This is a genomic window from Plantibacter sp. VKM Ac-2880 (assembly GCF_015351235.1).
Taxonomy (GTDB): domain Bacteria; phylum Actinomycetota; class Actinomycetes; order Actinomycetales; family Microbacteriaceae; genus Plantibacter.
Genome location: NZ_JADKSJ010000002.1, coordinates 562,529 through 584,776 on the forward strand (window position 1 = coordinate 562,529; position 22,248 = coordinate 584,776).

Below are 22,248 nucleotides of genomic sequence, written 5' to 3' on the forward strand. Positions count from 1 at the left end.
TTGACGGCGACGCGCTCGTCCGCTCTGGTGATCAGCCGACGGTGTCGTCGACGGCGTTCCAGCGGAGGCGCTCGGGATCGGCGTCCCACTCCTCGAGCACGCCGGCAACGGAGGCGACCGGGAACGTGGTGATGAGGCGACCCGCGACCCCGTAGACCACTGCGGACGACGACCCCGCCGCTCCCACGACCGCGAGGCGGCGTGGTCCGCCCAGGCCGGCCGCCGTCCGCACCGGCCGGCCCAGCGCCGGAAGCGCCACTGTCGTCACCCTCGCCAGCAGCGTCGCCTCGCGAGCCCACGGGACGAACGCGTCCGCCGGCAGCTCGAACGCGTCGGCGAGCGCGCCGTCGAGCCAGCGCTCGCGCTTCAGGCCGTACGGGGTCGGCACCGTCGACAGCAGGTAGCCGTAGGTGTGGAGGAGTCCGGCGTTGCCGATCGGCCAGGCGGCACGGAGCCCGGCCCGCTCGTGCAGCGCCTCGAACAAGCGACGCGCGACGACGGGCGTACCGGTGTGCTCGTCGACCACCGTCGACGCACCCCAGACAGCGAAGCGGCGGGCTTCGGCATCCTCGTCGATCGCCGGACCGAGCCAGGAGCACTCGTCGAGCACGCTGCCCGGTTCCGCTGCGGCGCGCCGCGCCAGCTCCTCGATCGTCACAGCACCACAGCCTACGGGGGCCTGTCGTCGACGAATTCACCCGGCGTTCACGTGGTGTGGTGATTGCGTCCACACTCATTGTTCATCATGGACGCAGCGTCCGCAGGTGCGGTCGCACGAACGACACGCTCAGAAGGAGCGCCTGTGCCCCCCACCATCCTCTTCGACTTCGACGGGACCCTCGCCCTCGGCGACGGACCGATCACGGCCTTCGCCCGCGCCATCGCCGAGCGCACCGCGGACGCTTCGTTCGCCGCCCGCGCCGAAGCGGCCATCGCGGCCTTCGCAGCCGGCACGGCCGACGCGCGGGACGGCTACGACGCCGTCACCCGGATCGCCCGCGACCAGGGCGTCGACGCCGTCGTCATCGGGGCCGCCTACGACGACTCCCGCGCGCTCCTCGGCACCGACGAGGCAGCGGTGGTCTCGCCGGACGGCCTGGCGGACTTCCTCGACACGCTCAGCGGTCACGCCCGCCTCGTCCTGGCCACCAACGCCCCCGGCGACGGCATCACCGAACTCCTCGACACCTGGGGGGTCACCGAGCGGTTCGACGCCGTGCACTTCGCCGTCGGGAAGCCGGCCGGACTCGTGCCGCTCATCCGTGAGGCGCTCGCCACGGGCCCGCTCCTCGCCGTCGGCGACATCGTCGAGAACGACCTGGCACCGGCCGCCGAACTCGGTGCCGACACCGCGCTCGTCGGTGCGACGTCCGAACGTTCCTCGGCCGACGCGACGATGCGCGGCCACTCGCTCGCCGACCTCTACGACCGGATCCTCGACTGGGCACGAACCGCCTCGTCCGCCCCCGCGTCCTCCGCTTCCTCCTCCACCCTGCAGTCCTGATCACCCTCCATCTCCGAAAGGCACCCTGAACATGCGCAAGATCCTGCTCGTCTCCGGCGTCGCGGCCATCACCGCCCTCGCCCTCGCCGGCTGCAGCCCCGCCGCCTCCACCCCCTCCGCCACGGGGACCGCCGCCTGGCCGGACTCGATCACCATCTCCCTCGTCCCCTCGGTCGAGGGCGAGGACCTCGCCGAGGCGCTCGACCCGCTCACCTCCTACCTGTCGGACAACCTCGGCATCGAGGTGAACGGGGTCGTCGCGACCGACTACGCCGCCACCGTCGAGGCGCTCGGCAGCGACCAGGCGCAGGTCATCATCACCGACGCGGGCTCCCTCTACAACGCGACCGAGCGGTACGACGCGAACCTCGTCCTGCGCGACGTCCGGTTCGGGGCGACCTCCTACGCCTCCGTCGCATACACGAACAACCCCGACAAGTACTGCGACGACGCACCCGTCATGGTCACCTACGCGGCGAGCGACACCCCGCTCTCCTACTGCAACGGGATCGAACCCGGCGCCGAGGCCGCGACCGGCTCCGGACCGGCGGCATTGACGTCCCTCGACAAGATCTCGAAGGGCACCAAGGTCGCCCTGCAGGCCGCGACCTCCCCCGCCGGCTACCAGTACCCCGTCGTCGCCATGCGCGACGCCGGCATCGACACGGACGCCGACATCACCCAGGTGCCGGTCGAGGGCAACAACAACGCGGTCCTCTCCGTGTACAACGGTGACGCCGAGGTCTCCTTCGGCTACTGGGACGCCCGCACGACCGTCCTCAAGGAGGCGCCCGACGTCGCCGACAAGGTGGTCGCCTTCGCCTACACCGAGATGATCCCGAACGGCGGCGTCGCGGTCTCCAAGTCGCTCCCGAAGGACCTCACCGAGCAGCTCACCGAGCTCATGGCGGGCTACGCGGACTCCTCCGACGAGGCGAAGAAGGTCATGTTCGACCTCGTCGGCCTCTCCGGCTGGACCGACAAGACCGCACCGGACGAGATCACCCGCTACGGCGAGATCCTCGACCAGTTCTCGAACTGACCAGGCTCTGTCCGGTCCCCCACCCCACCCTTCACCCCTCCAGGAATCCGGTGCATGAACACTGATCAGCATCGCGCGGAGGCCCGAGCCCAGCTCGCGGCCTCCGCGTCGTGGTCCATCCGTCTCGACGACGTCTCGGTCACCTATCCGAACGGCACGAGGGCGCTCCGCAACGTCTCCCTCGACATCGCCGCCGGCGAGATGGTCTCCGTCGTCGGGTTGTCCGGCTCCGGCAAGTCGACGCTCATCCGCACGATCAACGGCCTCGTGCCAGCGACGAGCGGGACCGTGACCGTCGGCCCGCACCTCGTCACCGGCCTGCGCGGCCGCCGGCTCCGCAGCCTCCGTGGGCACATCGGCATGATCTTCCAGGGCTTCAACCTGGCCGACCGCGCCAGCGTGTACCGCAACGTGCTCGTCGGACGGTTCGCCAGCACCCCCACCTACCGGACGCTCCTCGGGCTCACGACGGCCACCGACCGGGAGCTCGCCCTGCGCTCGCTCCAGTCGGTCGGCATGCTCGACAAGGTCTGGACGCGTGCGTCACAACTCTCCGGCGGCCAGCAGCAGCGCGTCGCGATCGCCCGTGCCCTCACCCAGCAACCGAGCGTCATGCTCGCCGACGAACCGGTCGCGAGCCTCGACCCGCCGACCGCGCACACGGTCATGAACGACCTCCGTCGCGTGAACACGGAGACGGGCCTCACGGTGCTCGTCAACATCCACCTCATGGACCTGGCCCGGACCTACACGACCCGCATGATCGGACTGCGTGACGGCGAACTCGTCTACGACGGGTCCGCGGCGGACGCGACCGAGGCGGACTTCGAACGCATCTACGGCCGTCCCATCCAGCCCGACGATCGGCTCGACCGGTGACCGCCGCCGGCACCGATTGGAAGCTGCCGCCGAAACCGACGGCGAGACTCCGCACCGCCCTGATCCTCGGCGCGGTCGCCGCGTTCACGATCGCGACGTGTCTGCCCGCGATCGGTGGGGTGCAGCTCGACTTCGGCGCGCTCATCAGCCACTGGGACAACGGCTCCGGCCTGCTCCTCCAGCTCTTCCAACCCGATGTCGCGTTCCTGCCGCGGACGATCCAGCCGATGCTGGAGACCCTCCAGATGGCGCTGGTGGGAGCGGTGGCGGCCGCACTCCTGTCGGTGCCGCTGACCCTCTGGGCGGCGGCTCCCACGAACCCGAACGCGGTCTCCAGGCGGATCCTGCGCGCCGTCGTCAACGTCGTCCGCGCCGTGCCCGACCTCGTCTACGCCACGATCCTCGTGGCGATGGTCGGCGTCGGAGCACTCCCGGGCCTCCTGACCCTGTTCCTGTTCGACATCGGCATCATCGTCAAACTCGTCTCCGAGGCGATCGACTCCGCCGACCACCCCTACGTCGAGGCCGGTCGGGCGGCGGGCGGAACGCAGACGCAGATCAACCGCGCCACCGTCCTGCCGCAGGTGTGGCCGCTGTTCGCGAACCAGTGGCTGTACACGCTCGAACTCAACGTCCGCATCTCGGCCATCCTCGGCATCGTCGGCGGGGGCGGCATCGGGCGCCTCCTCGACGAGCGCCGGGCGTTCTACGCCTACGACGACGTCTCGATCATCGTGCTCGAGATCCTCGTGGTCGTCGTCCTCATCGAGATCGCGTCGAACCTGCTGCGCAGGCGCCTCGTATGAGCGCCATCGACCTGCGGCCCGAGCTGCCGCGTCACCCCTCGCGCCTCCTGCCGACCCTCGCCGCCGTCGCGGTCGCGATCGTCGTGGTCGCGGCCACCGCCGGCCTCCCCATCGACTGGAGCGACCTCGGCGCGGTCCCGGCGCAGCTGGTGCACTTCGGCGGGCTCATGTTCGAGAGCCCGAACTGGGAGAAACTGCCTCGCGCCCTCACCGAGATGTGGCGGTCGATCTCGATGGCCTGGATCGGCGCGATCCTCTGCGTCCTCATCTCGATCCCGCTCGGGATGCTGGCCGCCCGGTCCGTCGGTCCGGTCTGGCTGCGGCTCCCGCTGCGCGGGGTGTTCGCCGTCATCCGGGCCGTGCCCGAGGTCATCATCGCGCTCATCCTGCTCACCATCACGGGGCTCACCCCGTTCACCGGGGCGCTCGCGCTCGGCATCGCCGGCATCGGCACCCAGGGCAAGTGGGTGTACGAGACGATCGAGTCCGTGCAGGAGGGAGCATCGGAGGCTGTCCGCGCCGCGGGCGGTGGCACGGCCGAGGTCACCCGCTGGGCGCTCTGGCCCGCCGCCGCCCCTGCCCTGCTCTCGCTCGCGCTCTACCGTTTCGAGATCAACCTGCGCACCTCGGCGGTCCTCGGGCTCGTCGGAGCCGGCGGGATCGGCAGCATGCTGGCCAACTACACCAACTATCGGCAGTGGGATACAGTCGGGATGCTGCTGATCGTGGTGGTCGTGGCCACCATGACGATGGACGCGATCTCGGGGGCGATCCGCCGCCGGATCACCCAGGGGCCGGGCGCCCGGCCCACGCGCACCACCCGCACCACCCGCACCACCCTTCCCGCCCGCACGACGAGGAGCCGCAATGTGGACAGGGTCGGCTGACGCCCCACCGACGGCGCGCATCGCGATGCTCGCGCCGTCGCTGCAACCGAGCGAACGACGCGTGGCCGAGACGGTCGCCGTCGACATCGAGGCGAGCATCGAACGCACCGCGCAGGAGGTCGCCGACCTCGCCGGGGTCGGGCGGGCGACCGTCATCCGGACGGCGCAGTCACTCGGCTACGAGGGCTACCCGCAACTCCGGGTCGCCCTCACCCGCGAGGTCGCCCTCGGCACGCCGGCGGCGCGGAACGACGGCGACGACACCATGCTCGGCTCGTTGCGCGGAGCCATCGACCGGTTCGCCGGTCGGCTCGGGCAGACGACGTCGGCCATGACCGAGGAGACGCTCGAGCGCTTCGTCCAGGTGCTCGACGAGGCCCCGCGGCTGCTCATCGCCGCGAACGGCCTCTCCTCACCCCTCGGCTCGGACCTCGCCATGCGCCTCATGTCGGCGGGGCGCCCGGCCGAGTACCTGCCCGACACCATCGGCCAGCGGATCGCGGCGACCCACCTGGGGCCGGGTTCGGCGTGCCTCGTCCTCTCCGGCTCGGGGGCGAGTCGCGCGTCCGTCGAGGTGGCCGCCGCCGCCCGCGCCAGCGGTGCCACGGTGCTCGCGATCACCTCGTTCCCCCGATCCGCGGTCGCCGAGCTCGCCGAAGTGGCGCTCATCGTCGCCCCCATCGACGCCACCTTCCGGGACGAGCTCGTGCACACCTCGCGGGCCGCCATCATGCTCGTCACCGAGTCGGTCGTCGGCCTGCTCGTCGCCCGGCGCGGCGAGCGCGCGCAACGCGCCCAGTCGGCCACGCTCGCCGTCATCAGCGACTCGCTCTCGGACGACGCGTCGGGGTGATCCCGGGCCGGGGTCCCGATCGGCGAGAATGTTCCCCATGCCCCAACACCGAGTGCGTCGTCAGCTCCTCACCGCCGCGATCGCCGTCGCCGCCCTCGTCCTCACCGGCTGCACCGGCCCCTCGGCAGCGCCGACCCCCGACGCCGACGCCACCCTCCGGGTCGGGCTCGTCCTCGAACCGTCCGATCTCGACATCCGCACGACCTCCGGTGCCGCGCTCGAGCAGATCCTCATCGACAACGTCTACCAGGGGCTCGTCTCCCGCGCCGAGGACGACCGCATCGTCGACACGCTCGCGACGAGCCACGAGATCAGCGCCGACGGCCTCACCTACACCTTCGTCCTGCGCGACGGGGTCACCTTCCACGACGGGGCTCCGCTCACCGCCGCGGACGTCGTCGACTCACTCACCCAGGTGCAGCAGGACGCCTCGTTCGTCGACCACCTCGCGCTGGAGCAGGTCGAGAGCATCACCGCGGTCGACGAGGGCACCGTCCGATTGCAGCTCGGCTCCCCCGACGCCAACCTGCTGTGGGCACTCACCGGCCGCGCGGGCCTCGTGTTGCAGCAGGGCGCCACGAACGACCGCTCCACGACCGCCGTCGGCACCGGGCCGTTCACGCTGCAGGCCTGGAAGCAAGGGGACAGCATCACCTTCGAGCGCAACGACGCGTACTGGGGCGACGCCCCGAAGCTGCGGGAGGTCGTCTTCAGCTACATCCCCGACGCCGCCTCAGCCGTGAACGCGACCCTCGCGGGCGAGCTCGACGCGCAGATCGGCCTCGACGCCAACCTGCGGGACCAGGTCGCACGCGCCGAGGGCTTCACCGTCACCGAGGGCAAGACGACCGACAAGTACACCCTCGCCTTCAACAACCGGCGCGCGCCGCTCGACGACCCGCGCGTGCGTGAGGCGCTCCGCACGGCGATCGACCACGCCGCGATCGTCGAGGCCGTCGGTGGCGCCGCCGTCGAACAGTACGGTCCCATCCCCGAGCTCGACCCCGGCTACGAGGACCTCACCGGGGTCGTCGACTACGACCCCGATCGGGCGAAGTCGCTCCTCGCCGAAGCCGGGCAGGACGACCTCGCCCTCACGCTCGTCATCCCGAACCACTACGGGACCGCGGCGTCCAAGGTGCTGGTCTCCCAGTTCGCGGCCGTCGGCGTCACCCTCACCGTCGACAGCGTCGAGTTCCCCACCTGGTTGAACGACGTGTACACGAACCACGACTACGACCTCAGCTTCGTGAACCACGTCGAGGCCCGCGACTTCCAGAACTGGGCGAACCCGGATTACTACTACGGCTACGACAATCCGCGGGTGCAGGCGCTGGCCGCCGAGGCGAGGACGGCGACCGACCCCGCGACGGCGGACGCGAAGCTGCGGGAGGCCGCCGCCCTGGTGTCGAACGACCACGCCGCCGACTGGCTCTACACCGCGATCACCCTCACCGTGGTGCGCGACGGGGTGACCGGCTTCCCCACGGACTTCGTGAGCGAGCACCTCGACCTGTCGGACGTCGCGGTCGCCGACTGATCCAGGAGCCGCTCGTGCCGCTCGTCCTGCTGTCTGCTCGGACTACCGGGGCGTGAGCGGGGTGATCGACCGGCTGGCCGGGACGGTCTCGCCGTTCTTGCTGCCGCCGATCACCTTGCCCTCGTCGCGGTTGTAGACGAGGTCGTACTCCGTGACCTCGTCGGAGAGCCAGGCGCCGATCCACCCCGTCTGGGTCTTCCCGGCGGGAACCGCCTGCAGCGGGGTGTAGCCGGCCGCGGACATCGCCGTCACGAGCTCCTTCGGGTTGCCGAGGCCGAGGGAGATGTAGTCGAGGTTGCCGTTGCGGCGCGTGATGGAGGCCACCGAGGGGTGGACGCTGCCGCCGTAGACGTCTCCCGCCTCGAGCTTCACCTTGATGAGCACCGGGTGGATACCCGCCGTAGAGCCTGCCGGAGCCGGGAAGTCGGTGACGATCGCCAGCGGGGTCACCTTCGTCCCGTCGATGTCGTCAGACAGGGTGGTCTCCACGACCGGGGTGCTCGGCGGTTCGGACACGGTCGGGGTGGCCGACGCCGTCGGTGAACCCGCTCCGGCACCACCCGGCGAGGACGCGCATCCGCCGAGGGCGAGTGCGGAGATCACGACGATGACGGGGAGGAACCGGGTTCGGGCGGTGTGCGAGCGCATCGACCCATCCTGTCATCCGATGGGCCAAGCCCACCAGCGCGGCCACTACCCGCGCTGTCCACCCCGGGTCGCCGAGGACGCCAGGTCGTCCTTCGGGAGCACCGTGCCGTCGGCCAGTGCCCGCGCCCACGCGTCGGTCGTCGCGACCGCGGCGAAGTTCGAGTCGAGGATGGCCATGAGGGTGGTGTGGACCGTCTCGGCGGTCGCCGACCCGGCCGCGTTCTCGATCGCGATCGCGCCGGTCGCGTCGGACAGCACCTCGACGGCGATGCCGAGCTCCTCGGCCGCCGCTGCGGACGCGATGATGCAGTTGTTCGTCATGTAGCCGACCAGGGTCACCGTGTCCGCGCCCTGCTCGCGGAGCCAGGCCTCGAGGTCCGTCCCGGCGAAGACCGAACCGTACTGCTTCACGACGGGCTTCCAGGACGGCTGCGCCCGACGCGCGACCTCGGGATGCAGCTCGAAGGCTGCGGTGTCCGGGTCGAACACGGGAGCGCCACGGCCGGCGGAGTGCTGGACGACGGCGACCGGGAGGCCGGCGTCCGTCGCAGCGTCGATGGCCGCGCCGATCCGTTCGACGGACTCATCGCGCGGCGGGTACTGGATCGCGAGTGGACCCGCGAAGTACTCCTGCTGGACGTCGACCAGGACCAGGGCGCGGCGGGTGGTGTTCACGGGGTGTCTCCTCTGTTCGGTGCTGGCGTCAGGACGACGACCGGTCCATCGTCTCCCGGAGCCGACGGCCACACCATTGGCACGAATGCACAATACTGATGAGATCAGGCCAGATCGGAGCCGACCATGCGCATCGCCATCCACGCCTTCGACGACGTCACCATGTTCCACCTGTCCGTGCCGCAACTGGTGTTCGACGAGGTCCGCCATCAGGGCCTCGCCGACTGGGAGTCGTTCCTCCTCGCCGACCATGCGGGATCGATCCGCACCGCCGAGGGATACACGATCGCCGACGTCCGGGGGTTGGCGGCGATGACCGACGCCGACATCGTCGTCCTCCCGTCGTGGACGGAAGACGGGAGCGCGGTGTCGCCGGAGCTCCGGGCGGCCGTCCTCGACGCCCACGGACGCGGCGCCACGATCGTCGGGCTGTGCCTCGGAGCGATCGCCGTCGCCGACACCGGACTCCTCGACGGCCGGACGGCTGCGACCCACTGGCACGCCGCGGGGCACCTGGCGGAGCGGCACCCGGCGGTGACCGTGGACGCGACCGCCCTCTACGTCGATCACGGCGACGTCCTCACCTCGGCCGGTACCGCCTCGGGTCTCGACGCCTGCCTGCACCTCGTCCGCACCCGGCTCGGTGCGGAAGCGGCGAACCGCGTCGCCCGGAGCCTCGTCGTCGCTCCGCACCGCGAGGGCGGCCAGGCGCAGTTCATCGAACGACCGGTGCCGCGGGCCGAGGCGCAGGATCCGATCGCGGTAGCGACGGCGTGGGCGTCGGCCCACCTCGACGAACCGCTCACCGTCGATCGCCTGGCCACTGAGGCACATCTCAGCCGGCGGTCCTTCGTGCGCGCCTTCCGGTCGGCGATCGGCACGACCCCGGCCGCGTGGGTCCGCGCGCGTCGCCTCGACGAGGCCAGACGGCTCTTGGAGACCACCGACCTCCCGGTCGACCAGGTCGCCGTGGCATGCGGATTCACCCCGGTCACGTTCCGCCAGAACTTCGTCGCCGCGTTCGACAGCACGCCGTCGCGGTATCGACGCCGGTTCGACGCGCGCCACCGATAGTCTCGGCGCATGGGGATCAGGGGCGAGGGAAGACGGTCGTTCGGCATCGGTGCGGGGATCGCGGTGGTGGTCGTGTTGACGGCCTCGTCGTGCGCCTCGACGGCGGCTCCGGGCGCGTCACCGACGTCCGAGGCTCCGAGCTCCTCGACATCGACCGAGCTCCTGGCGTGCGATGATTTCGCGACGCTCGACACCGTCGCCGCCGTCCTCGCCGCCGAACCGGCCGACGTCGTCGAAGCGGTCCAACCGTCCGACGCCGTGGACCAGGCCGTCCTGACCGCTGCCGGTGGGCTCGCCTGCTCGTGGCGGGTGGGCACCGCTCAGCAGTCGATCGGCGACGGCGCCGGCGACTGGGCCTACCTCTCGATCGAGATCCTGCCGGACGCAGCCGACGACTGGGCCCCGCCCTACGCCGGCGACACCCCGTCGGAGGACACGAGGACGATCGCGGGCGTCGAAGCGACCACCGCGTCGGGCGAGACCGGCTGGCGTGTGTCCGCGCCCGTCGGCGAGGCCTGGGTCGATCTGTCCATCACCGCCGCGGGACTCACCAGCACCGGGAGCCGCTTCGACGACGCGCCCGCCGGTGAAGTCCTCGACAACCTCGCCATCGCCGCCGAGTCGACCTTCACGACGGTGGAGCCTGCCTCGAAGGCCCAGCTCGCCTGGCCCACGCTGACACCGCGGGAGGGCGACGCCACCTGTGACGGCGGGCTTGACGAAGCCGGCATCGCGGCAGCGCTCCAGTACGGCGACACCCCCACGACGTACACGGTCATCGATCCACGCACCCAGCCGATCGTCGATCTGGAGGATGCGGCGAGCGCACGCGTCGGTGCGTTCAGCTGCGAACTCTTCGCGGAGGGCTTCGGCTACACCGACATCCTCGTGGTCCGAGGCGGTGCCACGATCATCGACGGGCTGGCAGCGCAGCCCGACATCGCGGCGGCGCTCGAGCCCGTCGCCCTCGAGGGTGCGGTCGACGGTGAATCAGCCCTCGTCGCGCGTCGCAGCGACGGCCCGCGCTCCCCGCTCTCCTTCACCGTCGGTGACACGTTCTACACGGTGAACTCCGGCGACGGTGCGCGGACGGTCGCGGAGGCGATCATCGCGCAGACGCGGTGACGGCACTCGTCGCCTGAGCGGCGCTCCCAGGTGTACGTGGTCCAGAGCGCCCCGACGGGATCGATCCCGACGCCGTGATCCGGCTGATCGCCGTGTAGATTTCGATCCACACCATCACCCCGGAAAGCAGGCGACGTGCCACTCCTGGAACACGAGGCGACCCGACCGGGTCGGCTCCGGGTCTTCCTCCGCGCTCAGCTGCCGTTCACCGTCGCGACCGCCGTCGTCGCGGTCGCGATCGTCCTCGCGCTCCCGCAGCACGCCACCTCGCCGCTGTTCCTCGGTGGCCTGTCGGTGGCGGCGCTCAGCACCCTGCTGTCCGTCCTCGTGCCCTGGGAACGGTGGTCGAGCAACACCATGGCGTGGATCGCCCTGCTCGACCTCGTCGCCGTGGCGTTCCTCCGCACCGAGCTGGTCCACGTCGTGCCGGCGGTCAGCTTCCTCTGCGTCTTCCCGATCCTCTGGCTGGCCTACGGCTTCACCCAGCGGATGATGGTGGTCGCCGTCGCCGGTGCACTGCTCATCGCCGCGTTCCCCTTCATCGTCGAACGACGCGTCCCGACCACCCCGCTCGACTGGCTGAGCCTTCTCCTCCTGCCGTTCCTCACCATCGGGATCGCCATCGCGGTGAACATCGGCGCCCGGCAACTCCGGCGGACACAACGCGCCGTGCGTCAACACGCCACCGAGGTGGAGGAGTCGCTCGCCCGCGCACTCGACGCCGAGACGCTGGCGGACGCCATCCTCAACACCGTCGAGGCGGGCGTCGCCTTCTACACCCCTGACGGCCAGCTCAGACTGTCGAACCAGCGAGCGGCCGACATGGTCGCCGCCGTCGGCTTCCGGCTCGACACGCCCCCGTACGCGGGCACGCACGTCCTCGCCGCCGACCGCAAGACGACCATCCCCGCCGAGGAGCAGATCATCCCGCGAGCCCTTCGTGGCGAGGAGATCGCCGGACACATGGAGTGGTTGGGCCCGGTCGGCGAGCAACACGCGATCCTCGCGACCTCGAGCCGGGTGGTCCGTCCCGACGGCGAACTCCTCGGGACGGTCGTGGTCGCGCACGACGTCACCGAGCTCGCGAACGCCGTCAGCGTGCGCGAGGAGTTCCTCACCACCGTCTCGCACGAGCTGCGCACGCCGTTGACGTCCATCCACGGCTACCTCGAACTCGTCACCGACGACGCCGAGGTCGACGCTCCGCAGTTGCTGCCCGCGCTCGCCGTCATCCGGAGGAACGCCGAGGCACTGGAACGCCGGGTCCAGGAGTTGCTGACGGCCTCGGACACCACCGTCGTGCTGCAGCGGAGCGACGTCGACCTGGCCGTCGTCGCCGCGGAAGCCGTCGCCGCTGCGGAAGCCACGGCTCCGAACGCGACCATCACGCTGTCCGCCGACGGGCCGCTCGTCGCCGCCGTGGACGCCGTCCAGGTCCGCCGGGCGGTCGCCGAGCTCGTCGTCAACGCCGCGAAGTTCGCCCCCGACGGCCGCATCCAGGTGACGCTCACCAGGGCGGAGCAGTCGGTGCAGCTCCGCGTCGCCGACGACGGGGTGGGGATGACCGCGGACGAGCTCCGTCAGGCCTTCGACAAGTTCTACCGCACGCCGTACGCGAACGAGCGCGCCGTCCAGGGGGTCGGGCTCGGCCTGCACGCCGCTCGGGCCATCGCCGAAGCGCACGGCGGATCGCTCGTCCTCGCCAGCACGCCCGGTGTCGGCACCGAGGCGACGTTCACGATTCCCGCCGCGGGCCCTGCGGCCCCATAAGCCGACCAGGCCCGCCGTCGCGGATGGGCCCGCGAATGGGACGGCCGGCGGATGCCGAGGGGCGGACGAGCGGCCTGCCACGACGACCAGGGGCACCCCGCTCACGCGGGACACCCCTGGCAAACACTCGCCTCGATTACGCCTTGATGAACGCGAGGAGGTCCGGGTTGATCACGTCGGCATGCGTCGTGAGCATGCCGTGCGGGAAGCCCTCGTAGATCTTCAGGGTGGAGTCGCTCAGCAGCTCGTGCTGCTTGAGCGCCGCGTCCTTGTAGGGCACGACCTGGTCGTCGTCACCCTGCATGACGAGCACCGGCACCGTGATGGCCTTGAGGTCCTCGGTCTGGTCCGTCTCCGAGAACGCCTTGATGCCCTCGTAGTGCGCGATCGCACTGCCGGTCATCCCCTGGCGCCACCAGTTGGCGACGACGGGCTCCGACAGCTCCACACCCTCCCGGTTGAAGCCGTAGAACGGGCCGGAGGCGACGGCCTGGAAGAACTCGGCACGGTTCGCAGCCAGGGCGCTGCGGAACCCGTCGAAGACCGAGATCGGCGTGCCCTCGGGGTTCGCGTCGGTCTGGACCATCAGCGGGGGCACCGAGGAGACGAGGACCGCCTTCGCGACCCGGCCCTGCGGCTGCCCGTACTTTGCGACGTACCGGGCGACCTGTCCGCCGCCGGTCGAGTGGCCGATGTGGATCGCGTCGTGCAGGTCGAGGTGCTCGACGACGGCCGAGACGTCGCTGGCGTAGTGGTCCATGTCGTGCCCGGTGCCGATCTGCGAGGAGCGCCCGTGCCCGCGACGGTCGCTCGCGATCACCCGGTAGCCCTCGGCCAGGAAGAACAGCATCTGCGCGTCCCAGTCGTCGGACGACAGGGGCCAGCCGTGGTGGAACACGATCGGCTGGGCGTCGGTGGAGCCCCAGTCCTTGTAGTAGATTTCTGCGCCATCGTCCGTGGTCACAAACGGCATGATCAACCTCCGCGTTCGAGTCGGCCCCGAACCGCTCGGAGCCAGTGGGTGAGTGGTGTCCCCGCTCCCCGGTGGATGAGCAGGCGCTTCACGATATCCAGCTGGATCGGGGCGCGCCCGGGCCTGCAGGGATGTCTCGACAGCTGTCGAGACGAGCTGCTGACCCCGTCGGATCGGGGCGGGGTTGCGAAGCCTCCGTCGGGCGGATAGCATCACGTCATACGATTAACCGACTCGACGACGAGGACCCCATGGCACGCAGGAAGCAGACGGTCACCATGTGGCAGGTCGCCGAGCGCGCCGGGGTGTCGCAGGCGACGGTCTCCCTCGTCCTCAACAACATCGAGGGCAATCGGGTCGCCGAGGCCACCCGGAACCGTGTCCTCGACGCCGTGAAGGACCTCGACTACCGCACGAACGCGTTCGCGAAGTCACTGCGCAGCGGCGAGTCCGGCATGATCGGCTTCATCTCAGACGAGGTCGCCAGCGCACCGTTCGCCGGCCAGCTCCTCAAGGGCGCCCAGCTCGCAGCCTGGGAGACCGGGAATGTGATCCTGAGCGTCGACACCTACAACGAGCCCGACCTCGAGGCAGCGGCGATCGACATGATGCGGTCCTACCGGGTGCGGGGCGTCGTCTACGCGTCGATGTACCATCGCCTCGTCGAGCTGCCCGCGTCCCTCGACGGGATCCCGACCGTCATCGTCAACGCCCAAGACCGCGCGGGCACCGTTCCGAGCGTCTTCCCCGACGAGGAGCTCGGCGGGTACGCGGCGACGCGGCACCTGCTCGAGGCTGGCCACACCCGCATCGCCATGATCAACATCCAGGACGTCGACAGTGACCTGCCCGCCGGGATCGGCCGCCTGGCCGGGTTCCGGCGAGCCCTCGCGGAGGCCGGCGTCCCCGAGCAGCCGGAGTGGATCAGACACGGTTCGGGCATCGTCGAGGACGGCCTCGAGATCACAACCGCGCTGCTCACCGCCGATGACCGCCCGACCGCGATCTTCTGCGGCAACGACCGCACCGCGTGGGGCGCGTACCGAGCCATCGAACGCCTCGGCCTCTCCGTACCCGACGACTGCGCGATCGTCGGCTTCGACAACCACGAGATGATCGCGCCCTACCTCGACCCCGGACTGACGACCGTCGAGCTGCCCTATGAGCAGATGGCGCGCGCCGGTCTCGAGATCCTGCTCGCCGGAGGCGGCGAACAGCCCAGCAGAACCCCGATCGAATGCTCACTGATCCCCCGCGGATCCGTGTCGAAGGCGAAGGTGCCATCATGACCACCGCATCACCACCCCGCGTCAGCGCGAAGCCGCGAGCCGTACGGCCCCGTCGAGGGCCGCGCGAGCATCTGAAACGAGCCCTGCGAAGTTGGCAGTTATACGTATTACTGCTGCCGGCGACCATCTCCGTGCTGCTCTTCAAGTACTGGCCGATGTACGGCGCGCAGATCGCCTTCCGCGACTACAACCCGGCGGACGGGTTCGCCGGCAGCCGGTGGGTCGGACTCGAGCACTTCGCGCGCTTCATCGAGTCGTTCCAGTTCGAACGCCTGCTGGCCAACACGCTGACGATCAACGGCCTCGGGCTGCTCATCGCGTTCCCGGTGCCGATCATCCTCGCGCTCATCGTGAACCAGCTGCAGAGCGAACGGTTCAAGAAGTTCACGCAGACCGTGCTCTACTCCCCCTCGTTCATCTCGGTGGTGGTCGTCGTCGGCATGATCCACCTGCTGTTCTCACCACGAGCGGGCATCGTCAACAACGCCCTCGTGGCGTTCGGCGGGGAACCGATCTTCTTCATGGGCTCACCCGACTGGTTCCGTCCGCTCTACATCGGCTCGGACATCTGGCAGAACGCGGGGTTCTCGATGATCGTCTACCTGGCGGCGCTGACCGCGATCGACCCGGCACTCCATGAGGCGGCGCGCGTCGACGGCGCCAACAAGTGGCAGCGGATCCGCCACATCGACATCCCCGGGATCCTCCCGGTGATCACGATCCTGTTCATCCTCGCCATCGGCAACCTCTTCAACCTCGGGTTCGAGAAGGTCCTGCTCATGCAGACCGACCTCAACCTGCCGACGTCCGAGGTCATCCAGACCTACGTCTACAAGGCCGGATTGCAACAGGCGCAGTTCAGCTATTCGGCCGCGATCGGCCTCTTCAACTCCCTGATCAACCTGGTCCTGCTCCTGACGTTCAACTGGATCGCCAGGCGAGCAGGCCAATCGAGCCTTTGGTGATGACGCGATGACGCACACGATCTCCACCCCGCCCCAGCAGTCTGAACGGCGCACCGTCCGGACGCCCGTCCGCCCCGGACCGCCACCCGCGCGGCCGGACCGCCGAGGCCGCCTCGCCGACCCGCTCTTCAACGTGGTCGCGATCGGCACCCTCGTCCTCGCGATCTGCGCCATCATCTACCCGCTGTACTTCATCGTCATCGCGTCGTTCAGCGAACCGGCGGAGATCCTCAACGGCAACGTGTGGCTCTGGCCGCAAGGGTTCACCGTCGAGGGCTACGCCCGGATCTTCGCGGACGCGACCATCTGGCGAGGCTTCGCGAACTCCGTCCTCTACACGGTCCTCGGCACGGCCATCAGCGTGATCTGCATCCTCTGCGGCGCCTACGCTTTGTCGCGCAAGGACCTCTACGGCCGCACCGTCTTCATGCTGTTCTTCATCATCACGATGTTCATCGACGGCGGGCTCATCGCCCGGTATCTCGTGGTCCGCGACCTCGGCATGCTCGACACCGTCTGGGCCGTCGTGCTCCCGGGGGCGGTGGGCGTCTGGAACCTCATCATCGCCCGGGCGTTCTTCGAGAACAACGTGCCGGCCGAGCTCCGCGAGGCCGCACAGCTCGACGGGGCGAACGACTTCCGGTTCTTCCTGCAGATCGTGTTGCCGCTGTCGAAGCCGCTCATCTTCCTGATGATCATGATCCACCTCGTCGCGAACTGGAACGCCTTCTTCGACGCCCTCATCTACCTCGACGACGAGAGCAAGTACCCGCTCCAGCTCGTGCTCCGCAACGTGCTGATCCAGTCCGAGGTCACCTCCGCAGGAGGCACCGGCGGCCTCGACTCCTACGCCGCCGCCCAGCGCATCGGCGAGCTGATCAAGTACGGGATGATCGTGATCTCCAGCATCCCGTTGCTGATCATCCTCCCCTTCATGCAGAAGCACTTCACCAAGGGCGCCCTCCTCGGCGCGGTGAAGAGCTGATCCGGCGCGCCTCCACATCCGCCGCCCGTTCACCGCGGCATCGCCCTCCCACCAGCATCCCCGTGCCAGCAGCACCACCGTCCCAGCACCATCACCACACCGAAGGAAAACCATCATGAGACACCGTCGTTTCACCGCCATCACCGCCCTCGCGGCGGGTGGCGCCCTCCTCCTCGCCGGCTGCACCGGCGGCGGAGGATCCGCCGAGGTCGCGGACAAGTCCGACGACTTCGGCTTCAACCAGACCGGCCTCCCGATCGTCGACGACACCCTCACCCTGTCGTTCGGCGGGACGAAGTCCGCGCTCGCCCCGAACTACGGCGACATGCAGCTCGTCCAGCAGTGGCAGACCGACACCAACATCGCCATCGACTGGAAGAACCTGCCCGAGCAGGTGTACGCCGAGAAGAAGAACCTGATGCTCGCCAGCGACGAGCTCCCGGACGTCCTCTACAACTCGGGGCTCACCGACGCCGAGATCGTCCAGAACGGCGAGAACGGCACGCTGCTGCCCCTCGAGGACCTCATCGAGGAGTACGCACCGACCCTGTCCGGCATCCTCGAGGACCGCCCGGACATCCGCGCGGCGATCACGGCGTCCGACGGCCACATCTACACACTGCCCTCCGTCGAGGAACTCGGCATCCTGCAGTACCCGAACTTCCTCTACATCAACACGGCCTGGCTCGACGCGCTGGGGCTACCCATGCCCAGCACGATCGACGAGTACCATGCCGCCCTCGAGGCGTTCAGGACGCAGGACCCGAACGGCAACGGCAAGGCCGACGAGATCCCGCTGTCGTTCCGGACGGACTCCTTCTGCGCCAACCCGAACGACCTCATCGCGGCCCTCGGTGGCCAGCCCGAGAACAACGACCACCGCATCGTGCGTGACGGCGAGGTCGAGTTCACGGCCAACACCGATGGCTACCGGGCCGGCGTCGAAGCCCTGTCCGACTGGTACGCCGACGGCCTGATCGATCCCGAGTCGTTCTCGCAGGACGACCTCGCCTACCTCTCGAAGGGCAAGGCCGACACCGCGGTCCTCGGCTCCTTCTTCTGGTGGGAACTCAAGGAGATGGTCGGTGAGGACCGGATGGGCGACTACGCCATGCTGGGCGTCCTCAAGGGTGTCGACGGCGAGCAGCTCGCGAGCGTCGCGAACAACCAGGAGATCAACCGCGGCGCGATGGCGATCACCCGGGCGAACCAGTACCCGGCGGCCACCATGCGTTGGGCCGACCGGCTCTTCGACCCGGTGATGAGCGCTCAGGTGAACTGGGGACCGGTCGGGGTCACCCTCGAGGAGAACGCCGACGGCGTCCTCGTGCAGATCCCCGCGCCGGCGGGCGAAGCCGAGGGCGAGCGTCGCCAGAAGGTCGCACCAGGCGGCCCGAAGATCACGACGACCGAGGACTTCGAGACCGTGGTCGCCCCGGAACCGCGGGCGAAGGAGCGTCAGGACCTCGTCAACGAGTTCTACGCCCCGTTCAAGGCCAACGAGGCCTACCCGCCGGTCATGCTCTCCAACGACGAGCTCGACGCGACGTCCTTCGCCGTGACCGACATCAACACCCTCGTCAAGGAGAAGTTCGCCAGCTGGATCGTGAACGGCACCGTCGATGACGAGTGGGACGGCTACGTCTCGCAGCTCGATTCGATGGGGATCGACGACGTCATCGCCACCTACCAGCAGGCCTACGACCGCTTCCAGGACGGCGGCGAGTGACCCGTCGGGGGCGGCGTCCGCGCCGCCCCCGACTCCTCCTCCCCCACCACACCGATCCACCGCCCGCACACCGACCGACATCCGTCAGGAGCACCATGACCACGCCCTCGACCGCCACTGAGCGGTCCCTTCGCCCGACAGCCCACTTCACCGCCGAATCCACCTGGCTGAACGACCCGAACGGGCTGGTGTTCCACGACGGCGTGTACCACCTCTTCTTCCAGAACAACCCCACCGGATCCACCTGGGGCAACATCTCCTGGGGGCACGCGGTGTCCTCCGACCTCGTCACGTGGGAGCACCGTCCCGTCGCCATTCCGGCCGAGGACGGCGAGATGGCCTTCTCCGGGAGCGTCGTCGTCGACCACCGCGACACGGCCGGGTTCGCGATCGACGACCGTCCGGCGCTCGTCGCCGTCTACACCGCGGCCCGCCACCCGGAGGGCGACACTCCCGGCTCCCAGGCGCAGGCCCTCGCGTACAGCACCGACGGCGGGGAGGTCTGGACGCGGTACGCCGGCAATCCCGTCCTCGACATCGGGTCGACCGAGTTCCGGGACCCGAAGGTGTTCTGGTTCGGCGACGACGGCGGCCACTGGGTGATGGTCGTCGCCGATCCGGTGGAGCACCGCATCGGGTTCTACACCTCGCCGAACCTCATCGACTGGACCCTCGTCTCGCACTTCGGCCCGGCGCACGCCACGGGCGGCGTCTGGGAGTGCCCAGACCTCTTCCCCCTCCGCATCCGCGGCACGGACGAGGTCCGGTGGGTCCTCGTCGTGAGCCTCAACCCGGGCGCGATCGCCGGTGGGTCCGGCACCCAGTACTTCGTCGGCGACTTCGACGGACACGTCTTCACCGCTGAGCGGCTCAGCACCTCTGCCGATCCGGCCGAGTACGACTGGCTCGACTTCGGCCGCGACTACTACGCGGCCGTGTCGTTCAGCGATGTTCCAGACGGACGCCGACTCATGATCGGCTGGGCGAGCAACTGGGACTACGCCAACGAGACCCCGACGGGACCATGGCGGTCGGCGATGTCACTCGCTCGCGAGATCTCGCTCGTGCGCACGGAGGACGGCCGGGTGCACGTCGCGCAGACGCCCATCCTCCCGGGGGACGACGTCACCCGCTTCGAGCTCGACGTGCCCTGCGCCGACGGCGTGCACACGACGCTGACGCTCACGCCGGAGAAGAGCACCGACGAACGCTTCGTCATCACGGTCGACGGCTCGGAGCGCAGGATCAGCTGCGACCGCACCGACGCCGGGAACACGACGTTCCACCCGGCGTACGCCTCGGTCGACTGGGCCGCACTCCCGACCGACACGGGCGACTCCGTGCAGCTGACGATCATCGTCGACGCCCACCTCGTCGAGGTGTTCGTCGGCGACGGCCGCGTGACGTTCACGGAGCAGGTCTTCCCCGCGGCACCGTTCACGCGGCTCCACCACGGCGAGATCGACGAACGCGGTTGAGCGACGGGCACCGAGCGGCCGGAGCTGAGGGTTCCGACCGAGCGTCTGGCGCCTTCCTCGGCTTCGAGATGCTGTTCGTCCGGTCGCGTGGTGGTACTACCGCGTCGAACGACGGGCCCAGAAGCTGCGAATCGCCCGGGGCCCGCCGCGGACGCTCCGCTGAGCCGGGCTCCGGCCTAGCCTGAGTGTCGTGAGCACTCCATCGAACGCCAGCGGCCTCGGGCCAGAGCCCAGGTGGGCCGGCCCGGACTGGGAAGCCAGCGTCGACGTCCACCGACTCGATGCGCTGCGCTGGAGCATCGAGCAGGAGATCAGCACGCTCCGGGGGTTCAGGCGCCGGCTGAAGACCGACGGCGAGTACTCCGTCTTCGGGCTGGTCCTCGGCATCCCGTTCCTCGTTCCGCAGCTCTTCGGAGCGATCGAGGCGTTCACCTCGGCACCCGAACCAGGCATCGGCGCGCTCGGGGAATGGATCTCTCGGCCGGCGGTCGCCGGTTGGGTCGCCGTCGGTCTCCTCCTCATCGTCGTCTCGGTGGTGTCCATCCAGGCGCGCGTCCGGCGGGAGTTCGCGATCTACCGGCGAGCCGGCTGGGTGGCGTTGCAAGCACCGACGGGCCTGGTCGAATGGACCGGCGAGGGCTCGCCGCGGATCGCCTACGACCATCGACTGGTCGGCGGCCCCAGGGAAGTGCGTCCACAGGATCTCGGTCGGGCGTTCATGCTGGTGTCGGGCCCCCGCATGCCGTCACCGGTGTTCGCACCCGCCCTGCGGGCGGTTCGGGCGACGACGGTCGCGCGCCGGCTGGAGATCTATCGACTGGCGGTCCTGCGGCAGCAGATCGGCTCCCTGCGTGCCATCCCCGCGCCGCTCGTGTTCGAGCGGACGGACGGGTGCCTGTTCGGTGCGCAGCACGACGGATGGCTCACGGTGGTGATCCCGCGTCCAGTGCAGGACGGCCAGCGGATCCGCCTCGCCCGGGTCAAGTTGACCCGCGCAGAGCGGGAGAGCCTCACCGTCTGAGGCGGCCCGACGTGTCGAAGGCGCTCGTCTCCCGGCGGGCGTCGCCGGGAATCCTCCGATCGGTCGATGGTCCGCTGTCGGCCTGGTGCCTACCGTTGCAGGATGCCCCGAGACCTCGCTGCGGACCATCCACCCCTGATCGGCGACAGCCGACCCGACCGCGACGGGCTCGTGCGTCGACGCCGGCTCCGAGCCGCTGGAGTCCTGCTGCTCGTCCACGTTGTCCTCATGGAGGCGCTCGTCGCCTGCGCGCTGCCGGTGATGCTCGTCCTCGGGGTGAGCCCGGCGGCTGTGCCCGCTGGGATCGAGGTGTTCGCGCTCCCCTATCTGAACGAGAACCTGGCATTGATGATGGTGATGAGCGGGATCTTCGGGATCCTCCGCACGATCGGTGCGGTCGTCGTCCTCCGGAATCGCGCCTGGGGATTCGAGCTCTCGGTCCTCAACAGTGCTGTCACGCTCGTCCTGATGATCTTCATGTTGCCCGCCGGTGTCGCCGACGGGCTCCTCGCCGGTGCGGCGTTGACGCTGCTCCTCATGGCCAGATGCGGCGAGCGCCCGATCCTTCAGGCGCCGTGAGGAGATGAGGGACCGAAGGGACAGCAACGTCGGGCCCGCACGGTGCCGTTTCCACGAGCGATCCCCGCTTGGAACCGATGAAGCGGGAGGAGCGGGCCACGCAGGTTCAGTCCCCCGACTGCCACGCGACCCGCACGATCGTGATGATCGTCGATGCCAGTGCCCCCAGTGGCATCGTGCAGGCAGTCCGACCGGCCTCGTCGGACGCCTTCCCTCACGGGTGGGACTCGTCCCGGTGCGCGAGCCCCCGACTCCCCGCCGGTCGCACGTCTCCCCGCAGGAGCCACCCTGCCATAACTAAGCGGATCGCACCAGTTAGTGGTCGGGTCCTTCGACAGCGCTCACCCGATCCCCCGACCCATGGAACGCGGAGACCGCGACTGGTACCTTCAGAACCTCGCCACGGCCATCGCTTCACGACGGTCC

The 22,248-nt window shown here is 69.7% G+C and carries 21 protein-coding genes; 17 read left to right on the forward strand and 4 right to left on the reverse strand.

The features are described 5' to 3' along the window. Window positions 1–31: 31 nt before the first annotated feature. Window positions 32–658, reverse strand: a complete 627-nt coding sequence (locus tag ITJ57_RS14745; RefSeq protein ID WP_194670827.1) for an amino acid deaminase — start codon at window positions 656–658, stop codon at window positions 32–34. 144 nt (window positions 659–802) lie between these two features. Here ITJ57_RS14745 and ITJ57_RS14750 point away from each other — a divergent pair, with 144 nt between their 5' ends. From ITJ57_RS14750 to ITJ57_RS14780, 7 genes are read left to right on the forward strand one after another with little or no spacing between them, the layout of a single operon-like run. After that, entirely contained in the window at window positions 803–1,504 is a 702-nt protein-coding gene (locus ITJ57_RS14750) for an HAD family hydrolase (protein ID WP_228507270.1), read from the forward strand. 31 nt (window positions 1,505–1,535) lie between these two features. Then, entirely contained in the window at window positions 1,536–2,546 is a 1,011-nt protein-coding gene (phnD, locus tag ITJ57_RS14755) for a phosphate/phosphite/phosphonate ABC transporter substrate-binding protein (protein WP_194670828.1), read from the forward strand. A 54-nt stretch (window positions 2,547–2,600) separates the two neighbouring features. Beyond that, entirely contained in the window at window positions 2,601–3,425 is an 825-nt protein-coding gene (gene phnC / locus ITJ57_RS14760) for a phosphonate ABC transporter ATP-binding protein (protein WP_194670829.1), read from the forward strand. Next, window positions 3,422–4,231: a phosphonate ABC transporter, permease protein PhnE gene (gene phnE / locus ITJ57_RS14765; RefSeq protein ID WP_370582431.1), complete on the forward strand. Its 810-nt coding sequence runs from the start codon at window positions 3,422–3,424 to the stop codon at window positions 4,229–4,231. The genes phnC and phnE (ITJ57_RS14765) overlap by 4 nt, the downstream gene beginning before the upstream one ends. Then, window positions 4,228–5,118, forward strand: a complete 891-nt coding sequence (gene phnE, locus ITJ57_RS14770; protein ID WP_194670830.1) for a phosphonate ABC transporter, permease protein PhnE — start codon at window positions 4,228–4,230, stop codon at window positions 5,116–5,118. The genes phnE (ITJ57_RS14765) and phnE (ITJ57_RS14770) overlap by 4 nt, the downstream gene beginning before the upstream one ends. After that, window positions 5,099–5,971 (forward strand): MurR/RpiR family transcriptional regulator, encoded by an 873-nt coding sequence (locus tag ITJ57_RS14775; RefSeq protein ID WP_194670831.1) that lies wholly within the window; start codon window positions 5,099–5,101, stop codon window positions 5,969–5,971. The genes phnE (ITJ57_RS14770) and ITJ57_RS14775 overlap by 20 nt, the downstream gene beginning before the upstream one ends. 37 nt (window positions 5,972–6,008) lie before the next feature. Then, on the forward strand, window positions 6,009–7,511 hold the full coding sequence (locus ITJ57_RS14780; protein WP_194670832.1) for an ABC transporter substrate-binding protein: 1,503 nt from the start codon (window positions 6,009–6,011) through the stop codon (window positions 7,509–7,511). Between the two features lie 42 nt (window positions 7,512–7,553). On the opposite strand, the gene ITJ57_RS14785 is transcribed toward ITJ57_RS14780, so the two are convergent. Together ITJ57_RS14785 and ITJ57_RS14790 are read right to left on the reverse strand one after the other, a co-directional pair. Continuing rightward, entirely contained in the window at window positions 7,554–8,159 is a 606-nt protein-coding gene (locus ITJ57_RS14785; RefSeq protein WP_194670833.1) for a hypothetical protein, read from the reverse strand. 45 nt (window positions 8,160–8,204) lie between these two features. Then, window positions 8,205–8,834: an isochorismatase family protein gene (locus ITJ57_RS14790; RefSeq protein WP_194670834.1), complete on the reverse strand. Its 630-nt coding sequence runs from the start codon at window positions 8,832–8,834 to the stop codon at window positions 8,205–8,207. 126 nt (window positions 8,835–8,960) lie between these two features. On the opposite strand from ITJ57_RS14790, the gene ITJ57_RS14795 reads away from it, so the two are divergent. From ITJ57_RS14795 to ITJ57_RS14805, 3 genes are all read left to right on the forward strand, one after another. Continuing rightward, on the forward strand, window positions 8,961–9,908 hold the full coding sequence (locus tag ITJ57_RS14795) for a GlxA family transcriptional regulator (RefSeq protein WP_194670835.1): 948 nt from the start codon (window positions 8,961–8,963) through the stop codon (window positions 9,906–9,908). Window positions 9,909–9,917: 9 nt separating this feature from the next. After that, the gene (locus tag ITJ57_RS14800; protein WP_194670836.1) at window positions 9,918–11,033 is read left to right on the forward strand and encodes a hypothetical protein; all 1,116 of its coding nucleotides are present in this window, start codon (window positions 9,918–9,920) and stop codon (window positions 11,031–11,033) included. 135 nt (window positions 11,034–11,168) lie between these two features. Then, the gene (locus ITJ57_RS14805) at window positions 11,169–12,803 is read left to right on the forward strand and encodes a PAS domain-containing sensor histidine kinase (protein ID WP_194670837.1); all 1,635 of its coding nucleotides are present in this window, start codon (window positions 11,169–11,171) and stop codon (window positions 12,801–12,803) included. 136 nt (window positions 12,804–12,939) lie between these two features. Here ITJ57_RS14805 and ITJ57_RS14810 read toward each other — a convergent pair whose 3' ends face one another. After that, window positions 12,940–13,776: an alpha/beta fold hydrolase gene (locus ITJ57_RS14810; protein WP_194670838.1), complete on the reverse strand. Its 837-nt coding sequence runs from the start codon at window positions 13,774–13,776 to the stop codon at window positions 12,940–12,942. 251 nt (window positions 13,777–14,027) lie between these two features. Here ITJ57_RS14810 and ITJ57_RS14815 point away from each other — a divergent pair, with 251 nt between their 5' ends. The 7 genes from ITJ57_RS14815 (at window position 14,028) to ITJ57_RS14845 (ending at window position 21,822) form a co-directional block, all read left to right on the forward strand. Then, the gene (locus tag ITJ57_RS14815; RefSeq protein ID WP_194670839.1) at window positions 14,028–15,065 is read left to right on the forward strand and encodes a LacI family DNA-binding transcriptional regulator; all 1,038 of its coding nucleotides are present in this window, start codon (window positions 14,028–14,030) and stop codon (window positions 15,063–15,065) included. Beyond that, the gene (locus ITJ57_RS14820) at window positions 15,062–16,030 is read left to right on the forward strand and encodes a sugar ABC transporter permease (RefSeq protein WP_194670840.1); all 969 of its coding nucleotides are present in this window, start codon (window positions 15,062–15,064) and stop codon (window positions 16,028–16,030) included. Before ITJ57_RS14815 ends, ITJ57_RS14820 begins: the two co-directional genes overlap by 4 nt. Before the next feature lie 7 nt (window positions 16,031–16,037). Continuing rightward, window positions 16,038–17,015: a carbohydrate ABC transporter permease gene (locus ITJ57_RS14825; RefSeq protein ID WP_194670841.1), complete on the forward strand. Its 978-nt coding sequence runs from the start codon at window positions 16,038–16,040 to the stop codon at window positions 17,013–17,015. Window positions 17,016–17,130: 115 nt separating this feature from the next. Further along, entirely contained in the window at window positions 17,131–18,744 is a 1,614-nt protein-coding gene (locus ITJ57_RS14830) for an ABC transporter substrate-binding protein (protein ID WP_194670842.1), read from the forward strand. A 95-nt stretch (window positions 18,745–18,839) separates the two neighbouring features. Continuing rightward, complete coding sequence (locus tag ITJ57_RS14835) at window positions 18,840–20,222, forward strand: glycoside hydrolase family 32 protein (RefSeq protein WP_194670843.1); 1,383 nt, start codon at window positions 18,840–18,842, stop codon at window positions 20,220–20,222. A gap of 190 nt (window positions 20,223–20,412) precedes the next feature. Next, the gene (locus ITJ57_RS14840) at window positions 20,413–21,243 is read left to right on the forward strand and encodes a hypothetical protein (protein WP_194670844.1); all 831 of its coding nucleotides are present in this window, start codon (window positions 20,413–20,415) and stop codon (window positions 21,241–21,243) included. Between the two features lie 102 nt (window positions 21,244–21,345). Continuing rightward, window positions 21,346–21,822, forward strand: coding sequence for a hypothetical protein (locus tag ITJ57_RS14845; RefSeq protein WP_194670845.1), 477 nt, complete (start codon window positions 21,346–21,348; stop codon window positions 21,820–21,822). The last annotated feature ends 426 nt before the right edge of the window (window positions 21,823–22,248 follow it).